The sequence below is a fragment of the Lactococcus formosensis genome, from assembly GCF_018403745.1.
In the GTDB taxonomy this organism is placed as follows: Bacteria; Bacillota; Bacilli; order Lactobacillales; family Streptococcaceae; genus Lactococcus; species Lactococcus formosensis.
The window spans coordinates 120018-134218 of the sequence record NZ_BOVP01000003.1 but is presented as its reverse complement, the minus strand read 5'-3'; the positions used below and the strand labels follow the sequence as shown (position 1 = coordinate 134218).

Below are 14201 nucleotides of genomic sequence, written 5' to 3'. Positions count from 1 at the left end.
ATGAAATGGTTAAAAGAACAGGCTGAAAAATCGCCAAATAAACTTTTCTTAAATCAACTGACTTTTAAAGAAGTCTACGATAAAACTGTTCAGACAGCCCAACATTTAAACAAAGAAACAGCTAGGCACAACCGCCTAGCTCTTCTTTCAGAAAATTCGCCAGAGATGGCAATTGTGCTCTTTGCGCTGTTGGCTTTGGATAAGGAAGTCCTCTTGCTCAACACCCATCTTACAGCTAATGAAATTCGAGAGCAACTGACTGAACTTGATGTGGAACTGCTGATTGCTTCGGACCAGCAAACCTATCCAGCAGACTTGTCTTTCTCTGATATCCATTCTTTAGAAACCAGCAGAGCTGTGCTCAATTGGCAGCCGGCGCCAGAGAAGATTGCTGTGATCATGAACACCAGTGCGACAACTGGAAAGTTCAAATCAGTACCTATCACTTGGAAAATGCTTTCGGCACATGTGGCTGCTTCTGCAGCAACCATGGGCGTTCTTCCAGAAGACAACTGGCTTGTCGTTCTCCCCATGTTTCATGTCAGTGGTCTATCCATCATCATGCGCAGCCTCTATAATGCCACCCAGGCCACCATACGTGCTTCTTTCGATGAGGAAGAGTTGATCAATCTGATTAATAACTGCTCGGTCAATATGGTTTCCATGGTACCGACCATGCTTAAACGTGTTCATGAAAAAATTGCTGCCAAAAGTCTTCGCGTTCTCTTGTTAGGGGGGGAATTTATTCCCCAACCTTTGATACAGGCATGTTTTGCACAAGGTCTACCTGTCTACAAGACTTACGGGATGACCGAAACTTTTTCCCAATCTGTTACCTTCAACATTTTGGAACATCCGGACAAGCTGACTTCTGTCGGTCAAGCACTTCCTGGCGTGGAGATTAAAATTTTTAATCCTGATGCTGATCAGGCTGGCGAAATACATCTAAAATCGCCAATGCTCATGAAAGGCTATCTTAATCGAGAGGACGTTCATCTATTCAACACAGGGGATATTGGCTATCTTGATAAGGACAATTTCCTTTATATTCTCAATCGTCGTAAAGATATCATTATTTCCGGTGGAGAAAATATTTATCCCAAAGAGATTGAGGATTTACTCTATAGCTTAGAGGGAATTGTCGAATGTGCGCTTGTCCCGCAGGAAGATCAGACTTGGGGCCAAGTGCCACTTCTTTTCTACGCTGGGACGCCCGATATACAAGAAATTACAAGCTTTTTGAGTCAACGTCTGGCCAAGTATAAACTTCCCCGTCAGATTATCAAAATGAATGCTCTACCCAAAAATGCCTCAGGCAAAATCCTTAGGAAAAATTTAAAACATGAAGCTTAGATCGATTAGTTTGAATCACGTCCAACTTCCGATGAAGTTTAACTTCAAGACAGCCAAAGGTGAGCTGAAGCAACGTGACACCATTATTATCATTGCCGAAGACGAAACCGGCCATCAAGGGTATGGTGAATGCGTAAGCTTCACCACACCTTTCTACACGCAAGAAACATTTGACAGCTCATGGGAATGCTTGTCGCAGACTTACATTCCAAAAGTAATAACAGCAAACTTCACACATCCCTTTGAGATTCATGAGTTTTTTGAGCAGCCCTTACCGATGGCAATGGCAGGTTTGGAGAATGCCCTGTTGGATCTTTATTACAAAGCTCAAGGAAAAAATACAATCGCTGCCCTATTTCCTGAGCCATTGACAGAAACTTTATCCCGTGGGGCCGTCTTGGGCGATATGCCTTTTGAGCAGCTTCCTGAAAAAATCGAAGCCTTAATCGCCCAAGGTGTGGAAAGAATAAAGCTTAAAATTAAGCCCACAGATGGTTTTGAACGCGTCCAATATGCTGTGGAGCATTATCCTCAGCTCCAATGGGCTGTTGATGCCAACCGCTCTTATGCCCTTGAAAATATCGAAGCGCTGATAAAGCTCGATCAATTTGCACTTGTCTGCATTGAAGAGCCTTTTGCTACTGATAATCTCGAAGATTATAAAGACATTCTTCCGCAGCTTTCAACACCTATCTGTTTTGATGAAAATGTCCAAAGTTGGAGTGATTTACAGACCCTTTCTCAACTTAAGGGGAAAACCATGCTCAATATCAAAATTGGCCGCTTAGGTGGACTTTATCAAACAAAAGAAGCTATCGCCTTTTGCCGGAAAAATAACATTTCCTTCTGGATTGGCAGTATGGTCGAAAGTGGTATTTCCAAGATATTGCATACACAACTGGCCACTTTAAGCGACAATGCCATGCCCGGGGATTTGTCAGATTCGTCCTATTATTTTACGGAAGATTTAATCGTACCAGAGATTAAATTTATTGAAGGCAAGATGAACAGACCGCGTGGCAAGGGCTTGGGTGCATCTATCAATCAAGCAGCACTTGAGCATTACACCGTGAAAAAGGAGATTTTTACATGAATTTAATTGAACAACTGGGTATTCAAAAGCTGGTTTTAACCCCAACAGGTTTTACCGCTCAAATGCCTTTAGAGGACTTTCATGCGCAACCTCAAGGTTTCTTAAATGGTGGTGCAACGCTGGCCTTTGCTGAGGTTGCTGCTGGTATGGCAAGTAATCTCTTGCTTGACGATAAACATTTTGCTTTCGGCCAAGCGGTCAATGGCAATCATTTGAACCCAACTAAAGCAACAGGAATACTCTTTGCTCAAGGTCTTCTTCTGCACAAAGGTGGGCGTACACATGTGTGGGAGCTGAAGTTTACAGATGCGCGTGAGGTTTTAGTAGCACAAGTCACTGTGACCAACGCTATTGTGGCAAAAAGATATGAATAAAGACAACATAATATTTACAGAATTGGTGGATATAGATGAAGCCGAACTTGCGGATATCAATCAATCAATTAATTATCGACACTTGGGCTTATCAAGAGTGGAATAAACAAGAAAATGTCTTGCCTATGGCTGATTTTTTTCTTGAAACAATCCTCTTGACCTCCACAAAAGTCTTTGTCGCTAAAGATAAGGGGAAAATTATCGGCGTCGTCGCTGCTGCTCTCACTCCTGATCTCCTTCCCAAAAGTCGGATAAGGTACCGCCAACTTGAAGCCCTGAGTTTAATTATCAACCAAGGAAAACCAGAAACCGTTTTTGACTTTTACTTGGAAACCATGAAGCTCAATGAGGAACTTATACAGCAAAGCAAGGAAACCTTTGATGCTGCCTTAAACCTCTTAATCTTAAATGAGAACTACAAAGGCTTAGGTCTTGGCAGTAAACTCTATCAGCTTTTCCTTGATTATTTAAAAGAAAAGAAAGCAAAAACCTTCTTCCTCCTGACAGACAGCTATTCAAACTATCCTTTTTACGAGAAAAAAGGCTTAAAAAAAATCGCCGCACAACGTTTCGCTTGGAGTAATGATGAGGAAGTTTCAGAAGAGGATGTTGAAGAATATTATGTTTATGCGGGGCGCGTGGGTTAATTCATTTACTAATATTACTCCGGAAATCATCGCATCGACACATTAAAATTTTCTTAGCTTTACAAAGTAATCCCGCTGTTATATTGTTAGCTCCCTCCATATTTGTAGAATAATTTTCTTCATCTTTCAATGAATTTTTAAAAATTAAGACGCTTAAAATGTGATAATATTTTAGGTAAATATATTTTAATTCGAGACTGCAGCTCAAGGAAAGGACTACACTACACAAGAACCTAGGAGGTAATTATATATTGCAGAAAAAATATTTGAAAAAAACAGTTATTAGTCTTGTTGCCACAACAGTTCTGTCTTCATCATTAACGTCATCCGGAGTGGGGCTTGCTGAAAGTCAAGTTATTCCAGAAATAACTGCAGAGGTAACACAAGTTGATGAAACAAATCTAAATTTAGATAAAAAAAGCTTTGAAGATTTCTTACTTAGGAAAGGAGTCCATGATATTAAAGAAATTTCACAAGAAGATGGAGAAAAACTACTCGATGAATATGCAAATTTTCTCGATAGACAGAGACTTGCGCCTGTAGCTGCTGCTGCCGCTGTTGCCTCACTTATTTGGGCAGGGATTAATATTGGTAGAAGTTTTTATTCTGCGGGTAGATATGCAGCTATGCAAGCTTTGAGTCGTCGATGGACGACACGTGCTGCATATAAAAGAAATTCAAAACCGTATTGGATTACCATTAGCTCTATTAGCTTTTGGTCAGCCTTAGGCTTTGATGACTTTATGTATGGACGCTAAACTATGAATGCTTTATTTACAATCCTATCCGAAATCGCAAATTTTTTCTTAGCTCTTGGTGTTTTGTCATTAGCACTTGACCAAAGCCGTACTAAAAGAGAGCTTCGGGAGATTAAACGGATTCTTTTAGAAAAGGAATGAAAGTAAAAAGCTTATATCAAAACGATATAAGCTTTTCATTTATTTTCCTACGGCTTCATAGGCCAGCATAAACTTCTCAGCATTTGATTTAACAGCAGCAAAATCACCTGTTAATGCCGGTGCTGTCACACCACCTCCTGCACTTACAGCAGTCGCTCCGACTTTAAACCATTCTGCCACATTTGATTCATTAACACCACCAGATGGCATCACATTGATGTAAGGGAAAGGACCTTTGAGGTCCTTAATCATCGCAGCTCCTGCAATATCTCCTGGGAAAAGCTTGATGAGTTCAGAGCCATATTCCATCGCTGTCTGTGCTTCTAATGGGGTCATCACTCCTGGAATATAAGGGATTTGATAGAGGTTACAGATTTTAGCAACTTCTTTGTTAAAAGTTGGACTCACAATAAATTGAGCACCGGCAATAATTGCCAAACGTGCTGAAGTTGGTTCTAAAACTGTACCTGCACCAACCACGACATCTGTATCAGCATATCTTGCCACAAGATCGGCAATGACATCATTTGCACGCGGCACTGAGTAAGTCAGCTCAATACTTTTAATCCCACCGTCTACAACTGCTTCTACTATTTTGACGGCATCTTCGGCATTATCTGCGCGTACCACTGAAACAACGCCCGACTTAATCACCTTTTCCAATAATTCTGCTCTTTGCATTATAAATCTCCTTGATAATTTCGACTCTTATAAAAGTCCATAAGTTCCTGACGTGTCGGATATCCTTCACTATCCCCCGCACTTTGAACTGCCAAAGCGCCAATAGCACAAGCACGATGTACAGCAACTTCCAGCGTTTTACCTTCAAGTAAAGCAGATTCTAAGCCGACAGCAAAGCCATCTCCTGCGCCCACTGTATCAACGACCTTGTCCACTTTAAAGCCAGAAACGGTATAAGTACCACCAGCTTTCGTTTTGACAAATGCGCCTTCAGCGCCCAGTTTCACTACAACACTTTCGGTTAGACTGCTTTGTCTCAAATAAAAATCAGCAATTTCTTCTGGTTGGCTTGAACCCATCAGTATCTGACCTTCATTAACACCCGGTAAAACGATTTGGCTGTTCTTCGCTAAGTTGTTGAGAGTATCTACCATTTCTTTTTGATTTTTCCAAAGCGCTGGACGAAGGTTTGGGTCAAATACCGTGAAGACTTTATTTTCCTGCAGCTTATCATTAAACGCTCTAAAAGTTTGAAGTGTTCTGAGCGATAATGCTGGAAAGATGCCTGAAAGATGAGCAATCTGAACATCTGCTAAAGTAGATAAATCAATCTCATCTATCTTCAAGTTTGAAGCAGCTGAATTTTTACGAAAATATGAAGTAACCGGATCCCCCGTACTCACACATTGTTTCAAATAAACACCTGTCGAAAAGTTTTCATCGTAAATCAAGTTTTGCGTATCCAGCTCTGCTTCTTGTGCAGCCTCAGTGATAAACCGTCCAAAAGTATCTGTTCCAACTTTGGATACATAGCCCGCACTGTGACCTAAACGTTTGATACCGAGAGCAACATTAAATTCTGCTCCTGCAAGATATTTCTTAAAATGCACTGCTTCATCTAAGCTAACATCCACATCTTGTGAGGCCATCACGACCAGAGGCTCGCCTATTGTTATAAATTTTGGCATAATTCTTTCTCCAAGGTTCAGCTCTTTATTTTATGGTTGCTTACCAATGTAGGCTAAGATTCCGCCATCTACATAGAGAATATGACCGTTGACAAAGTCAGAAGCCTTCGACGCCAAGAAGACTGCTGGGCCTTCAAGATCTTCTGGTTCTCCCCAACGCTCTGCTGGCGTTTTAGCAATGATAAAAGAATCAAAAGGATGACGTGAACCATCTTCTTGTAACTCACGTAAAGGCGCTGTTTGTGGTGTCGCAATGTAGCCTGGGCCAATACCGTTACATTGGATATTATATTTGCCATACTCAGAAGCAATATTCTTCGTCAGCATTTTCAATCCACCTTTAGCAGCAGCATAGGCTGAAACTGTTTCACGACCAAGCTCTGACATCATTGAACAAATGTTGATGATTTTACCACCACCTTTTTTCATCATGCCTGGAATAACAGCTTTAGAAACGATAAATGGACCATTCAAATCAATATCAATCACTTGGCGAAAATCTGCGGCAGACATTTCAATCATCGGTGTCCGTTTGATAATACCGGCATTGTTGACCAAGATGTCGATGATGCCGACTTCCTTTTCAATTTGCTCAACCATTGCATTAATTCCTGCTTCATCAGTCACATCACAAACATAACCGTGTGCTGTAATGCCTGCTTCTTGGTAAGCTGCCATACCACGATCAACTGCTTCTTGGTTGATGTCATTAAATACAATCGTTGCTCCCGCTTTGGCATAGCTTGATGCCAAGGCAAAACCGATACCGTAAGTCGCTCCTGTTACAAGGGCGATTTTTCCTTCAAGTGAAAAGGTGTTTAAAATATTCTCAGTCATAATCTTCTCTTTCTTTTTTCGTTTATTTTTATTATTTAAGTTCATTCATTGGAACAATATCCATATCGTCATAAGTGATATTTTCGCCACACATTGCCCAGATAAAAGAGTAATTACTTGTGGCTACGCCTGTATGGATGGACCAACTTGGACTGATTGCCGCTTGTTCGTTTTGAAGCACTAAGTGTTTTGTTTCCTCGGGTTTACCCATGAAGTGGAAAATGGCATTGTCTTCTGGCAATTCAAAGTACAGATAAGCTTCCATACGACGTTCATGTGTGTGACAAGGCATTGTGTTCCACGCAGAACCAGGAGCAAGTGATGTTAAACCCATTTGGAGTTGGCAAGATTCAACTTGGTTTGGATGAACATATTGATTGATCTTACGTTTATTCATATGTTCATCATCACCCGGTGTTAAAGGATTGATATTGGCCAGAGCGATTTTTTTATTCGGGTATTTTTGGTGAGCTGGAGCTGAAGCCACGTAGAATTTTGCTGGGTTTTGCGGATCTTTAGATTTGAAGATAACTTCCTTTGTCCCTTTTCCGATATAGTACCCATCACGGTGTAAAACTTCGTCTTCTTCGCCATCGATAATAATGCTACCATCACCACCAATGTTAATAACACCAAGCTCACGACGTTCTAAGAAATACTCTACCCCAAGAACTTTATCTAGAACAATTTCCAAAGGTTCTTCTGTCGGTTCAACTCCGCCAAAAATCAAGCGGTCATTGTGCGAATAAACCAAATGAATAAAGTTAGGTTCGAAGATGGTCTCTACTGCAAATTCTTCGCGCAGCTCTTGTGTTGTAAAATGCGCAATATCCTTTGGTGAGTGTGTGTAACGGGTATCCATTGTTTGATTGTTCATCTGATGCTCCTTTTTTATTTGTAATTTATAGAATTAATAAACCGATTTACTAAACCGATTTACTAACATCTATTGTATTCGCTTTCAGTTATTTTGTCAAGTATAAAAAATAAAAAAATACCAAAGGATATTTTTCCTTTAATATTTTTATAGTGAATGTCTGATTTTGAGATCTGAGTCAACGACTGTAAGTTCTGCTTTTTGCGCTTTGGCTTCGATATTTTTGACCAAAAGATCTGCAGCTGTGTAGCCTATCTTTACGGGATCCTGAACGATAGCAGTCAGACCTGGACTAATCAGTTCTCCCAGAGCTCCGTCATCATAACCTACCACTCCCACTTGTTCTGGCACAGCAATTTGCTTATCTTTTAGGATTTTAATAGCTCCATAAAGCAGACCTCCGTTGAAGGCATATATAGCTGTTTTTTTATCGTCTTTACAGAAAGGCTCGATCTTTTCCCAAATCATTGGATCACTTGTAAAGAGATCTTTAACCTCTTCAGTAAATACTTCTTCCAGTTCGATTTCTGTCTCTTTTATTGCTTCAGTAATTCCTTGATAGCGTTTGAGCCGAGTTGAAGAATTCTGCATTGGCGGAGTTAAGATGACAATCCTTTGATACCCTTCTTTGACAATCTTTTCCGCTAATATTTTGGATTGCTCACTATTATCAGAGATAACAGCTGGCCAAATAAGGGGTTGAAGATAGCGGTCAACTTGGACTAAAGGCAAGTCTGAATCAATCGACTTATAATCGGCCGCTGCAGCTTTAAGAGGTTGAAGGATGATACCGTCAACTTTCTCGTCTAGTAATTTTTCGATATTATATTGTTCATACTCTTCATCGAGGTCCGAGTTCATGATAAGCGTATGGTACTTGGTATTTTGCAATCTTTCCATCATCCCTTTTAATAAACGTGATGTATAAAGATTGGAAATGTCGGTTACGGAAATCCCGATGAGCGAAGAGTAACTGGACTTTAAAGCACGCGCTTGACGATTCGGACGATAGTCTAGCTCTTCAATTTTATCTTGAATCCGTTGCCGTGTCTCTTCTGACATCCCTGCAAATTTACCATTTAAAAAATTGGATATGGTTGATTTTGATACCCCAGTTAACTTTGCGATATCGTTGATCGTTACTTTTTTAGTCATATGCCCTTATTATACGATACTTTGAAAAAAATAATAAGAAAAAAGTTATTTTTCACTTACGGTGCTCCGTTTTGAATCTTGCTCCTGCATCACTGCTCCAGTTATGAGACTTATCAAGCGATGTTGACCGGGCTGAATCTTCCCCTGAAGACAAGGAAAAATACTGCGTGGATACAACACATTGGTATTCACTTCTGGCCGAACAATGTCTGCCTCGTCATAGCCTTTGATCGCTCTGATACTACTGCTCCCTAATGGCGTGTCTATTTGGGCAAATTTATTATCAGAAAAAGTTGAGCTTTCCTCAATCGTTGTGGAAAAACCACCTTCTGCTACAAACAATACTTTGTCTGTTTGGATATCGTGGATACGCAGATGCGCTTGACCTAAAGGGATAATCGTACTTTTGATGTGAACGGCTGGCATGGGTGACCAGTAATGCACCACACGATCTTCGAAGATTTCAAAAGAGTCATCTTGGGCATGTGCTCGAAAGTACAGTCCGTCTTCACTCAGCGCTAAGGTATTATCAAAAGCGCCTTCAGCATAAAAATAAGCGCCTTTGGGTACACTAAAACCGAACTGCGTTGAATAAACAAACTTACCATATTTGGCTGGTGCATGACTCTGATTTTCGATGAACTGCCCAGCTGGATAAAACATAATCTGCTCCGAATGGGCGCTGTGTTCAATCAAGGCTCGCATTTCTTTAGAGGCGAGACGTTTTCTTGATAAGCGCGGTAACTGTTTGTCGGCTTGCCAAAAAGGATGCTGACGGTCAACTGCCAAGAGTAAAAATGCTTTAAAAGCCCAGTAAGGTGAACCTGCTGCGTTATAATTTTCGGCCATATTGAGATTGGGATAAGCGTAACCAACATTTAAAATGCCATTTTCAGTAAAAATTGCCTCCCGAAACCAGGATTGCATATGATTTGAAAAGAGCGCTTTAATCTTTGACCAAGGCAAAGCTTCCAAATCCGCAAAAACTAAGGCTGACCAAAAAGCGCCCTGTGCAAAACGATAAGTCAAGCTTCGGCCAAAAGGCACTGCTCGTCCTTCTCGGTCAAACCAATACTGATAATCCTGCGCAAATAAAGTTGCCCTTTCCCTAATCTTTTTAAGCCGTTCAGCATCTTCATGAGGATTTAAAAATTTTGAGATGAGCAAGCTATAGTAATGAAATGCCCACGGAATATAATAATCCACCTGACTTGCCTTACCGTCACAATACCATCCCTTCCCTTGATAGCAGCTGTCAATGAAGGCAAACTCTTGATCAATTATTTCTTGAGAATAAGGCATCTCCAAGTTTTTCATGGTGACATTGACCAAGATACGGAAAAAACGCCAGTTATTTTTGGGGATTTTTTGTTCATTGATTTGAAGGAGCCAGTTGACTATATTTTCTTTTTCTTGCAGACTAAATTCTTGCCAGATGGTCTCCTTATTGAGCAGTAAACAGGTCGCTAAGGCTGCCATTTCGACAAATTTTTGGTCGTAGTTGGCGAGCGCGCCAAAATAATGCTTGCTTGTAGGATTTGTTCCCGCTATAAAGGAAGCACGAATTTCTTCTGTGAGAAAAACATCTTCATTTTGACTGAGATAAGGACCAATCGCCCAGACCAAACGGCTAAATGTTTCCATCTGACTTGTCTCCTGATCATAGATAGCACCATGATTGTGTCCCAAGTCGATATGACCAGAACCATTCATTTTTACTTTGAGCGGTTCAAGCATAAGTTTGAATCCCTGCGTGATTTCTTCATAAGAATCCCATTTTAAAGCTTTTAATTTCTTTTCTCGCATTTTATCTCTTTTCTGATGAAAATATCCCATGACTTTGCAAGGGATAGGTATAGTCTTATTGAACAGGCTTGTTTTTTCCAAAAACTTCAATTTGGGTCAGCGCAGGGAAGGGCGAATCATCTTGTGCCTTGTTTAAATGACCCAGTTTGATAAAAGTGGTCTGCTGTGTCGGAAATTTAAAGTTTTGATACTCTGCCTGCTTTTCTGTGTCAAAGCTCATACAATTACCATTTGAAAATGTAACTTCAACACTTTGCCAATAACTATCATGTGGAAAATCACAGCGGAAAAGTAAGTTCAGCTGATCCACTTCAACATGACGGCCAAAATCAATGGTTAATTCTGCATCAGCCTGCTGATTAATTCCCCATGAGGCAAAAGGATATGAACCATGTGATAGGTTAGCGCATTTACCATCTATGGCATTTTTCGCGAAAAAGACCGACTCATCACGTGTTTCGACATTGGCCGAAGCATGCGGATATACGCCTGAGTTTTCTTTTTGATCATGCGCATTAAAAGAAAGATTTTGATAGTTTGAAATTTCAAAAGGATGGGCTTTGCGCACGGTCAAGCTATGGCGTGCGGATTTGAAGGCCGTCTCCACAGAGGACTTTCGCAGATTTTCTGTTAAAGGGATTTCATATAACCATTCTTCTTGAGTAAAATAAAGGAGTGATGGCGCAAGAGTTTCATCCATCTGAACCATATAATAACCTGGAACCTCATCTACTGTAACACGAATCTTATCTCCCATCTGATACACATATTCCTTGATTCCTAGTGTACAAAGCTGGTTTCCTTGAGCCATAAATGGTGCGTACTCTTTCTCATGATCAAATTTACCAGAGATATTTTCTTTGTCCTTATTAAGCAGTTCAATTTTTATCATTCTTTGTTTCTCCGTTTTCTTTATTCAGGTTGTTTGCCGATATAGGCAAGGATACCGCCATCGACATATAGGATATGCCCATTTACAAAGTTGGAAGCATCTGAAGCAAGGAAGACAGCTGCACCTTGTAAATCCTCCGGTTTCCCCCAACGTTCAGCCGGGGTTTTCGCAATAATAAAGGCATCAAAAGGATGACGAGAACCATCTGTTTGTCGTTCTCGCAGTGGTTTCGTTTGTTCGGTAGCAATATATCCAGGGCCGATACCATTACACTGAATATTATATTTACCATACTCAGAGGCGATATTCTTCGTCAGCATTTTCAAACCGCCCTTGGCTGCGGCATATGCCGAAACAGTTTCACGGCCCAGCTCGGACATCATGGAGCAAATATTGATAATCTTGCCGCCTCCTTTTTTAATCATCGCAGGAAGCACGGCTTTCGACATAATGAAAGGACCTGTGAGATCAACATCTACAACCTTTCGGAAATCGCTCGCTGTCATGTCAAGCATCGATTGTCGTGCGATAATGCCCGCGTTATTCACCAGAACATCTACACTTCCAACTTCTTCTTCAATCTGCTGCATCATAGCCGCAACTGCTGTTTCATCTGTGACATCGCAGACGTAGCCATAAGCCTTAATGGCTTCTTTTTCATAAGCTGCTAAACCCGTTTCTACTCCCGCTTGATGTCTGGCATTAAAAACAATCTTTGCACCTGCTTGGGCATAAGCAATACCAAGAGAATATCCAATCCCATGTGCCCCTCCAGTGATAAGGACTATTTTTCCCTCCATGCTGAATAATTTTAAAATATTATATGTCATTTTTTATTCCTTTTCTTATTAAAAAGCAGGTTCATATGCAATATGAACCTTTTGTTCTTATACGGTCTATGAAAAATTTTCCAATGACTCGGAATTGTGTAAGTGAGGTAAGTCATCCGAAAATTCTTCACACACCGTGCAAGACGAATGCCTTATACAATGTGTGTTGTGTTTTATTTTGCTGGTGGCACAGGTAACCCTAGAATGCCAAGTGCACTGAGAACAATCGTGAAAATTAAAACCAACCAAATAACACGTGTAGAGTTCAATTTCTTTTGGCCCAACATCCAGTAAGTTAACAATGTGAGCAAAACTGGGATTAAGGCTGGCAAGATTCCATCTAATGTTGCTTGCATTTCTAACTTAACACCGTTATTTGTGTAAACCAGTGGCGTAGCTACCTTGATAACCGTTGGAATCAAGGCACCAATAACAGTCACACCCAGAACAGTTGCCGCATTAGTAAAAGCAGAGAGTTTATCTTTTAATGTGGTTACTAATTTTACCCCTTGTTTATACCCTAGTGGAAGTAAAGCAGCGCGACCAAAGAGCAAGGCAATATTTGCAGCAATCCAGAGGAGACAGCCGACAGTCGAACCTTGCTGAGCTAAAGTTCCTGCAACCGAACCAAAGATTGTCCCCCAAATAACATGGAAAAGTGAATCTCCGACACCTGCAAGTGATCCCATGAGGGCCGTTTTCAAAGCCGCCACAGTTTCCTTCGCTTTATAACCTTCTTTTTCTTCAATGGCTACATCAATCCCCATAATCAAATTACCAAAAATAGCATTGGTATTGAAGAATTGGTTATGCGTTTTAGCCATATCTTTGAGTTCTTTATCGTCTTTGTAAAGCTTTTTCAGAACAGGCATGATGCCATAAAGATAACCTGAACTCATCATACGTTCATAGTTCCAGTTGAGCTGACTTCCCAAGATATAACGCCAGCTAATTTTATTTAAATCTTTTTTTGTAATTACTTCTTTATTGTTATTCATCACCGTCAAAGCCTCCTTCAAAGTTTTGGCCATTTGTTGTGCCTGCCTCAGCTGGTGCAGGCTTTGTGCTGTCACGTTTGAACACCAAGAGTGCTGCGACTACTCCGACAATCGCAATCCCCATCATCGGAACTTGTAAATATGCTGCAAGGAAGAAACCGACCATAAGATAGGGAATGTATTGTTTCGTTGGCAAATAACGCAAGAGTATCGCCACACCGACAACAGGCAATGTGCCCCCAGCAACTTGAAGACCAGTCATCAACCATTCAGGCATTGCATTGGTCAAGGTTGTTACGGCAGCATCACCAACGATGAGCATGAGTAAGATGGGAATAGCACGAGATAGCCCCCAAAGAAATGAACCAGAGAGAACCAAACGTGGAATACGGCCGTATTGTTCTTTATCAATAGCTTTATCAACTCTGTGAAGCAGGAAGACATTACAGAAACGTGCCACAACGTCAAGTTGGAGCATCAGAAGTGAGACAGGAACAGCTAAACCAATACCATAAGCTGCGCCTTTCCCTGAAATAATAGCGAAGGCTGTACCAAGGACGGCACCTGTGAAATAGTCAGGTACAGAAGCTCCACCAAACGCTGCAATACCTAAGCGCATAAGCTGGAGGGTACCACCAACCATTAAACCAGTTTTCAAATCCCCCATGATTAAACCAGAAATCATACCGGCAATAGCTGGCTGAGTCAACGAATTCGAAATCAATGAATCATTGATGGCAATAAAAGCAAAAATTGTAATTAAAATGATTTGTAGGACTGTTAAATGCATT

General features: G+C 40.8%; 14 protein-coding genes and 1 pseudogene. 5 read left to right on the top strand and 10 right to left on the bottom strand.

Going from position 1 to position 14201, the window contains the following annotated elements; translation table 11 throughout:
• The 5 genes and pseudogenes from menE (at window position 1) to KJS37_RS04085 (ending at window position 4225) form a co-directional block, all read left to right on the top strand.
• A complete protein-coding gene (gene menE, locus KJS37_RS04105) occupies window positions 1-1353 on the top strand; it encodes an o-succinylbenzoate--CoA ligase (protein ID WP_213496016.1) in 1353 nt (450 codons plus the stop codon).
• Window positions 1343-2446, top strand: a complete 1104-nt coding sequence (gene menC / locus KJS37_RS04100; RefSeq protein ID WP_213496014.1) for an o-succinylbenzoate synthase — start codon at window positions 1343-1345, stop codon at window positions 2444-2446. Before menE ends, menC begins: the two co-directional genes overlap by 11 nt.
• Complete coding sequence (locus tag KJS37_RS04095) at window positions 2443-2820, top strand: PaaI family thioesterase (RefSeq protein WP_213496012.1); 378 nt, start codon at window positions 2443-2445, stop codon at window positions 2818-2820. The genes menC and KJS37_RS04095 overlap by 4 nt, the downstream gene beginning before the upstream one ends.
• Window positions 2813-3467 (top strand): annotated as a pseudogene (locus tag KJS37_RS04090) (GNAT family N-acetyltransferase). The gene KJS37_RS04095 and the pseudogene KJS37_RS04090 overlap by 8 nt, the downstream one beginning before the upstream one ends.
• 251 nt (window positions 3468-3718) lie before the next feature.
• Window positions 3719-4225: a hypothetical protein gene (locus KJS37_RS04085; RefSeq protein ID WP_213496010.1), complete on the top strand. Its 507-nt coding sequence runs from the start codon at window positions 3719-3721 to the stop codon at window positions 4223-4225.
• A 180-nt stretch (window positions 4226-4405) separates the two neighbouring features.
• Here KJS37_RS04085 and KJS37_RS04080 read toward each other — a convergent pair whose 3' ends face one another.
• The 10 genes from KJS37_RS04080 to KJS37_RS04035 all read right to left on the bottom strand — a co-directional run bounded on the left by KJS37_RS04080 (window position 4406) and on the right by KJS37_RS04035 (window position 14200).
• Window positions 4406-5047 (bottom strand): bifunctional 4-hydroxy-2-oxoglutarate aldolase/2-dehydro-3-deoxy-phosphogluconate aldolase, encoded by a 642-nt coding sequence (locus KJS37_RS04080; RefSeq protein WP_213496009.1) that lies wholly within the window; start codon window positions 5045-5047, stop codon window positions 4406-4408.
• On the bottom strand, window positions 5047-6015 hold the full coding sequence (locus KJS37_RS04075) for a sugar kinase (RefSeq protein WP_165711576.1): 969 nt from the start codon (window positions 6013-6015) through the stop codon (window positions 5047-5049). Before KJS37_RS04075 ends, KJS37_RS04080 begins: the two co-directional genes overlap by 1 nt.
• Window positions 6016-6045: 30 nt before the next feature.
• Complete coding sequence (locus KJS37_RS04070) at window positions 6046-6852, bottom strand: gluconate 5-dehydrogenase (RefSeq protein ID WP_165711577.1); 807 nt, start codon at window positions 6850-6852, stop codon at window positions 6046-6048.
• A 31-nt stretch (window positions 6853-6883) separates the two neighbouring features.
• On the bottom strand, window positions 6884-7729 hold the full coding sequence (gene kduI, locus KJS37_RS04065) for a 5-dehydro-4-deoxy-D-glucuronate isomerase (protein WP_213496008.1): 846 nt from the start codon (window positions 7727-7729) through the stop codon (window positions 6884-6886).
• Between the two features lie 147 nt (window positions 7730-7876).
• Window positions 7877-8884 carry a LacI family DNA-binding transcriptional regulator gene (locus KJS37_RS04060; protein ID WP_213496007.1) on the bottom strand — a complete coding sequence of 336 codons (1008 nt, stop codon included), beginning with the start codon at window positions 8882-8884 and terminating at the stop codon, window positions 7877-7879.
• Window positions 8885-8929: 45 nt separating this feature from the next.
• Window positions 8930-10690 carry a DUF2264 domain-containing protein gene (locus tag KJS37_RS04055; RefSeq protein WP_213496006.1) on the bottom strand — a complete coding sequence of 587 codons (1761 nt, stop codon included), beginning with the start codon at window positions 10688-10690 and terminating at the stop codon, window positions 8930-8932.
• A gap of 55 nt (window positions 10691-10745) precedes the next feature.
• Window positions 10746-11582 carry a hypothetical protein gene (locus KJS37_RS04050; RefSeq protein WP_213496005.1) on the bottom strand — a complete coding sequence of 279 codons (837 nt, stop codon included), beginning with the start codon at window positions 11580-11582 and terminating at the stop codon, window positions 10746-10748.
• A 20-nt stretch (window positions 11583-11602) separates the two neighbouring features.
• On the bottom strand, window positions 11603-12412 hold the full coding sequence (locus tag KJS37_RS04045) for a gluconate 5-dehydrogenase (RefSeq protein WP_213496004.1): 810 nt from the start codon (window positions 12410-12412) through the stop codon (window positions 11603-11605).
• 173 nt (window positions 12413-12585) lie between these two features.
• On the bottom strand, window positions 12586-13410 hold the full coding sequence (locus KJS37_RS04040; RefSeq protein ID WP_019294115.1) for a PTS system mannose/fructose/sorbose family transporter subunit IID: 825 nt from the start codon (window positions 13408-13410) through the stop codon (window positions 12586-12588).
• Complete coding sequence (locus KJS37_RS04035) at window positions 13403-14200, bottom strand: PTS mannose/fructose/sorbose/N-acetylgalactosamine transporter subunit IIC (protein ID WP_213496003.1); 798 nt, start codon at window positions 14198-14200, stop codon at window positions 13403-13405. Before KJS37_RS04035 ends, KJS37_RS04040 begins: the two co-directional genes overlap by 8 nt.
• Between the last annotated feature and the right edge of the window lies 1 nt (window position 14201).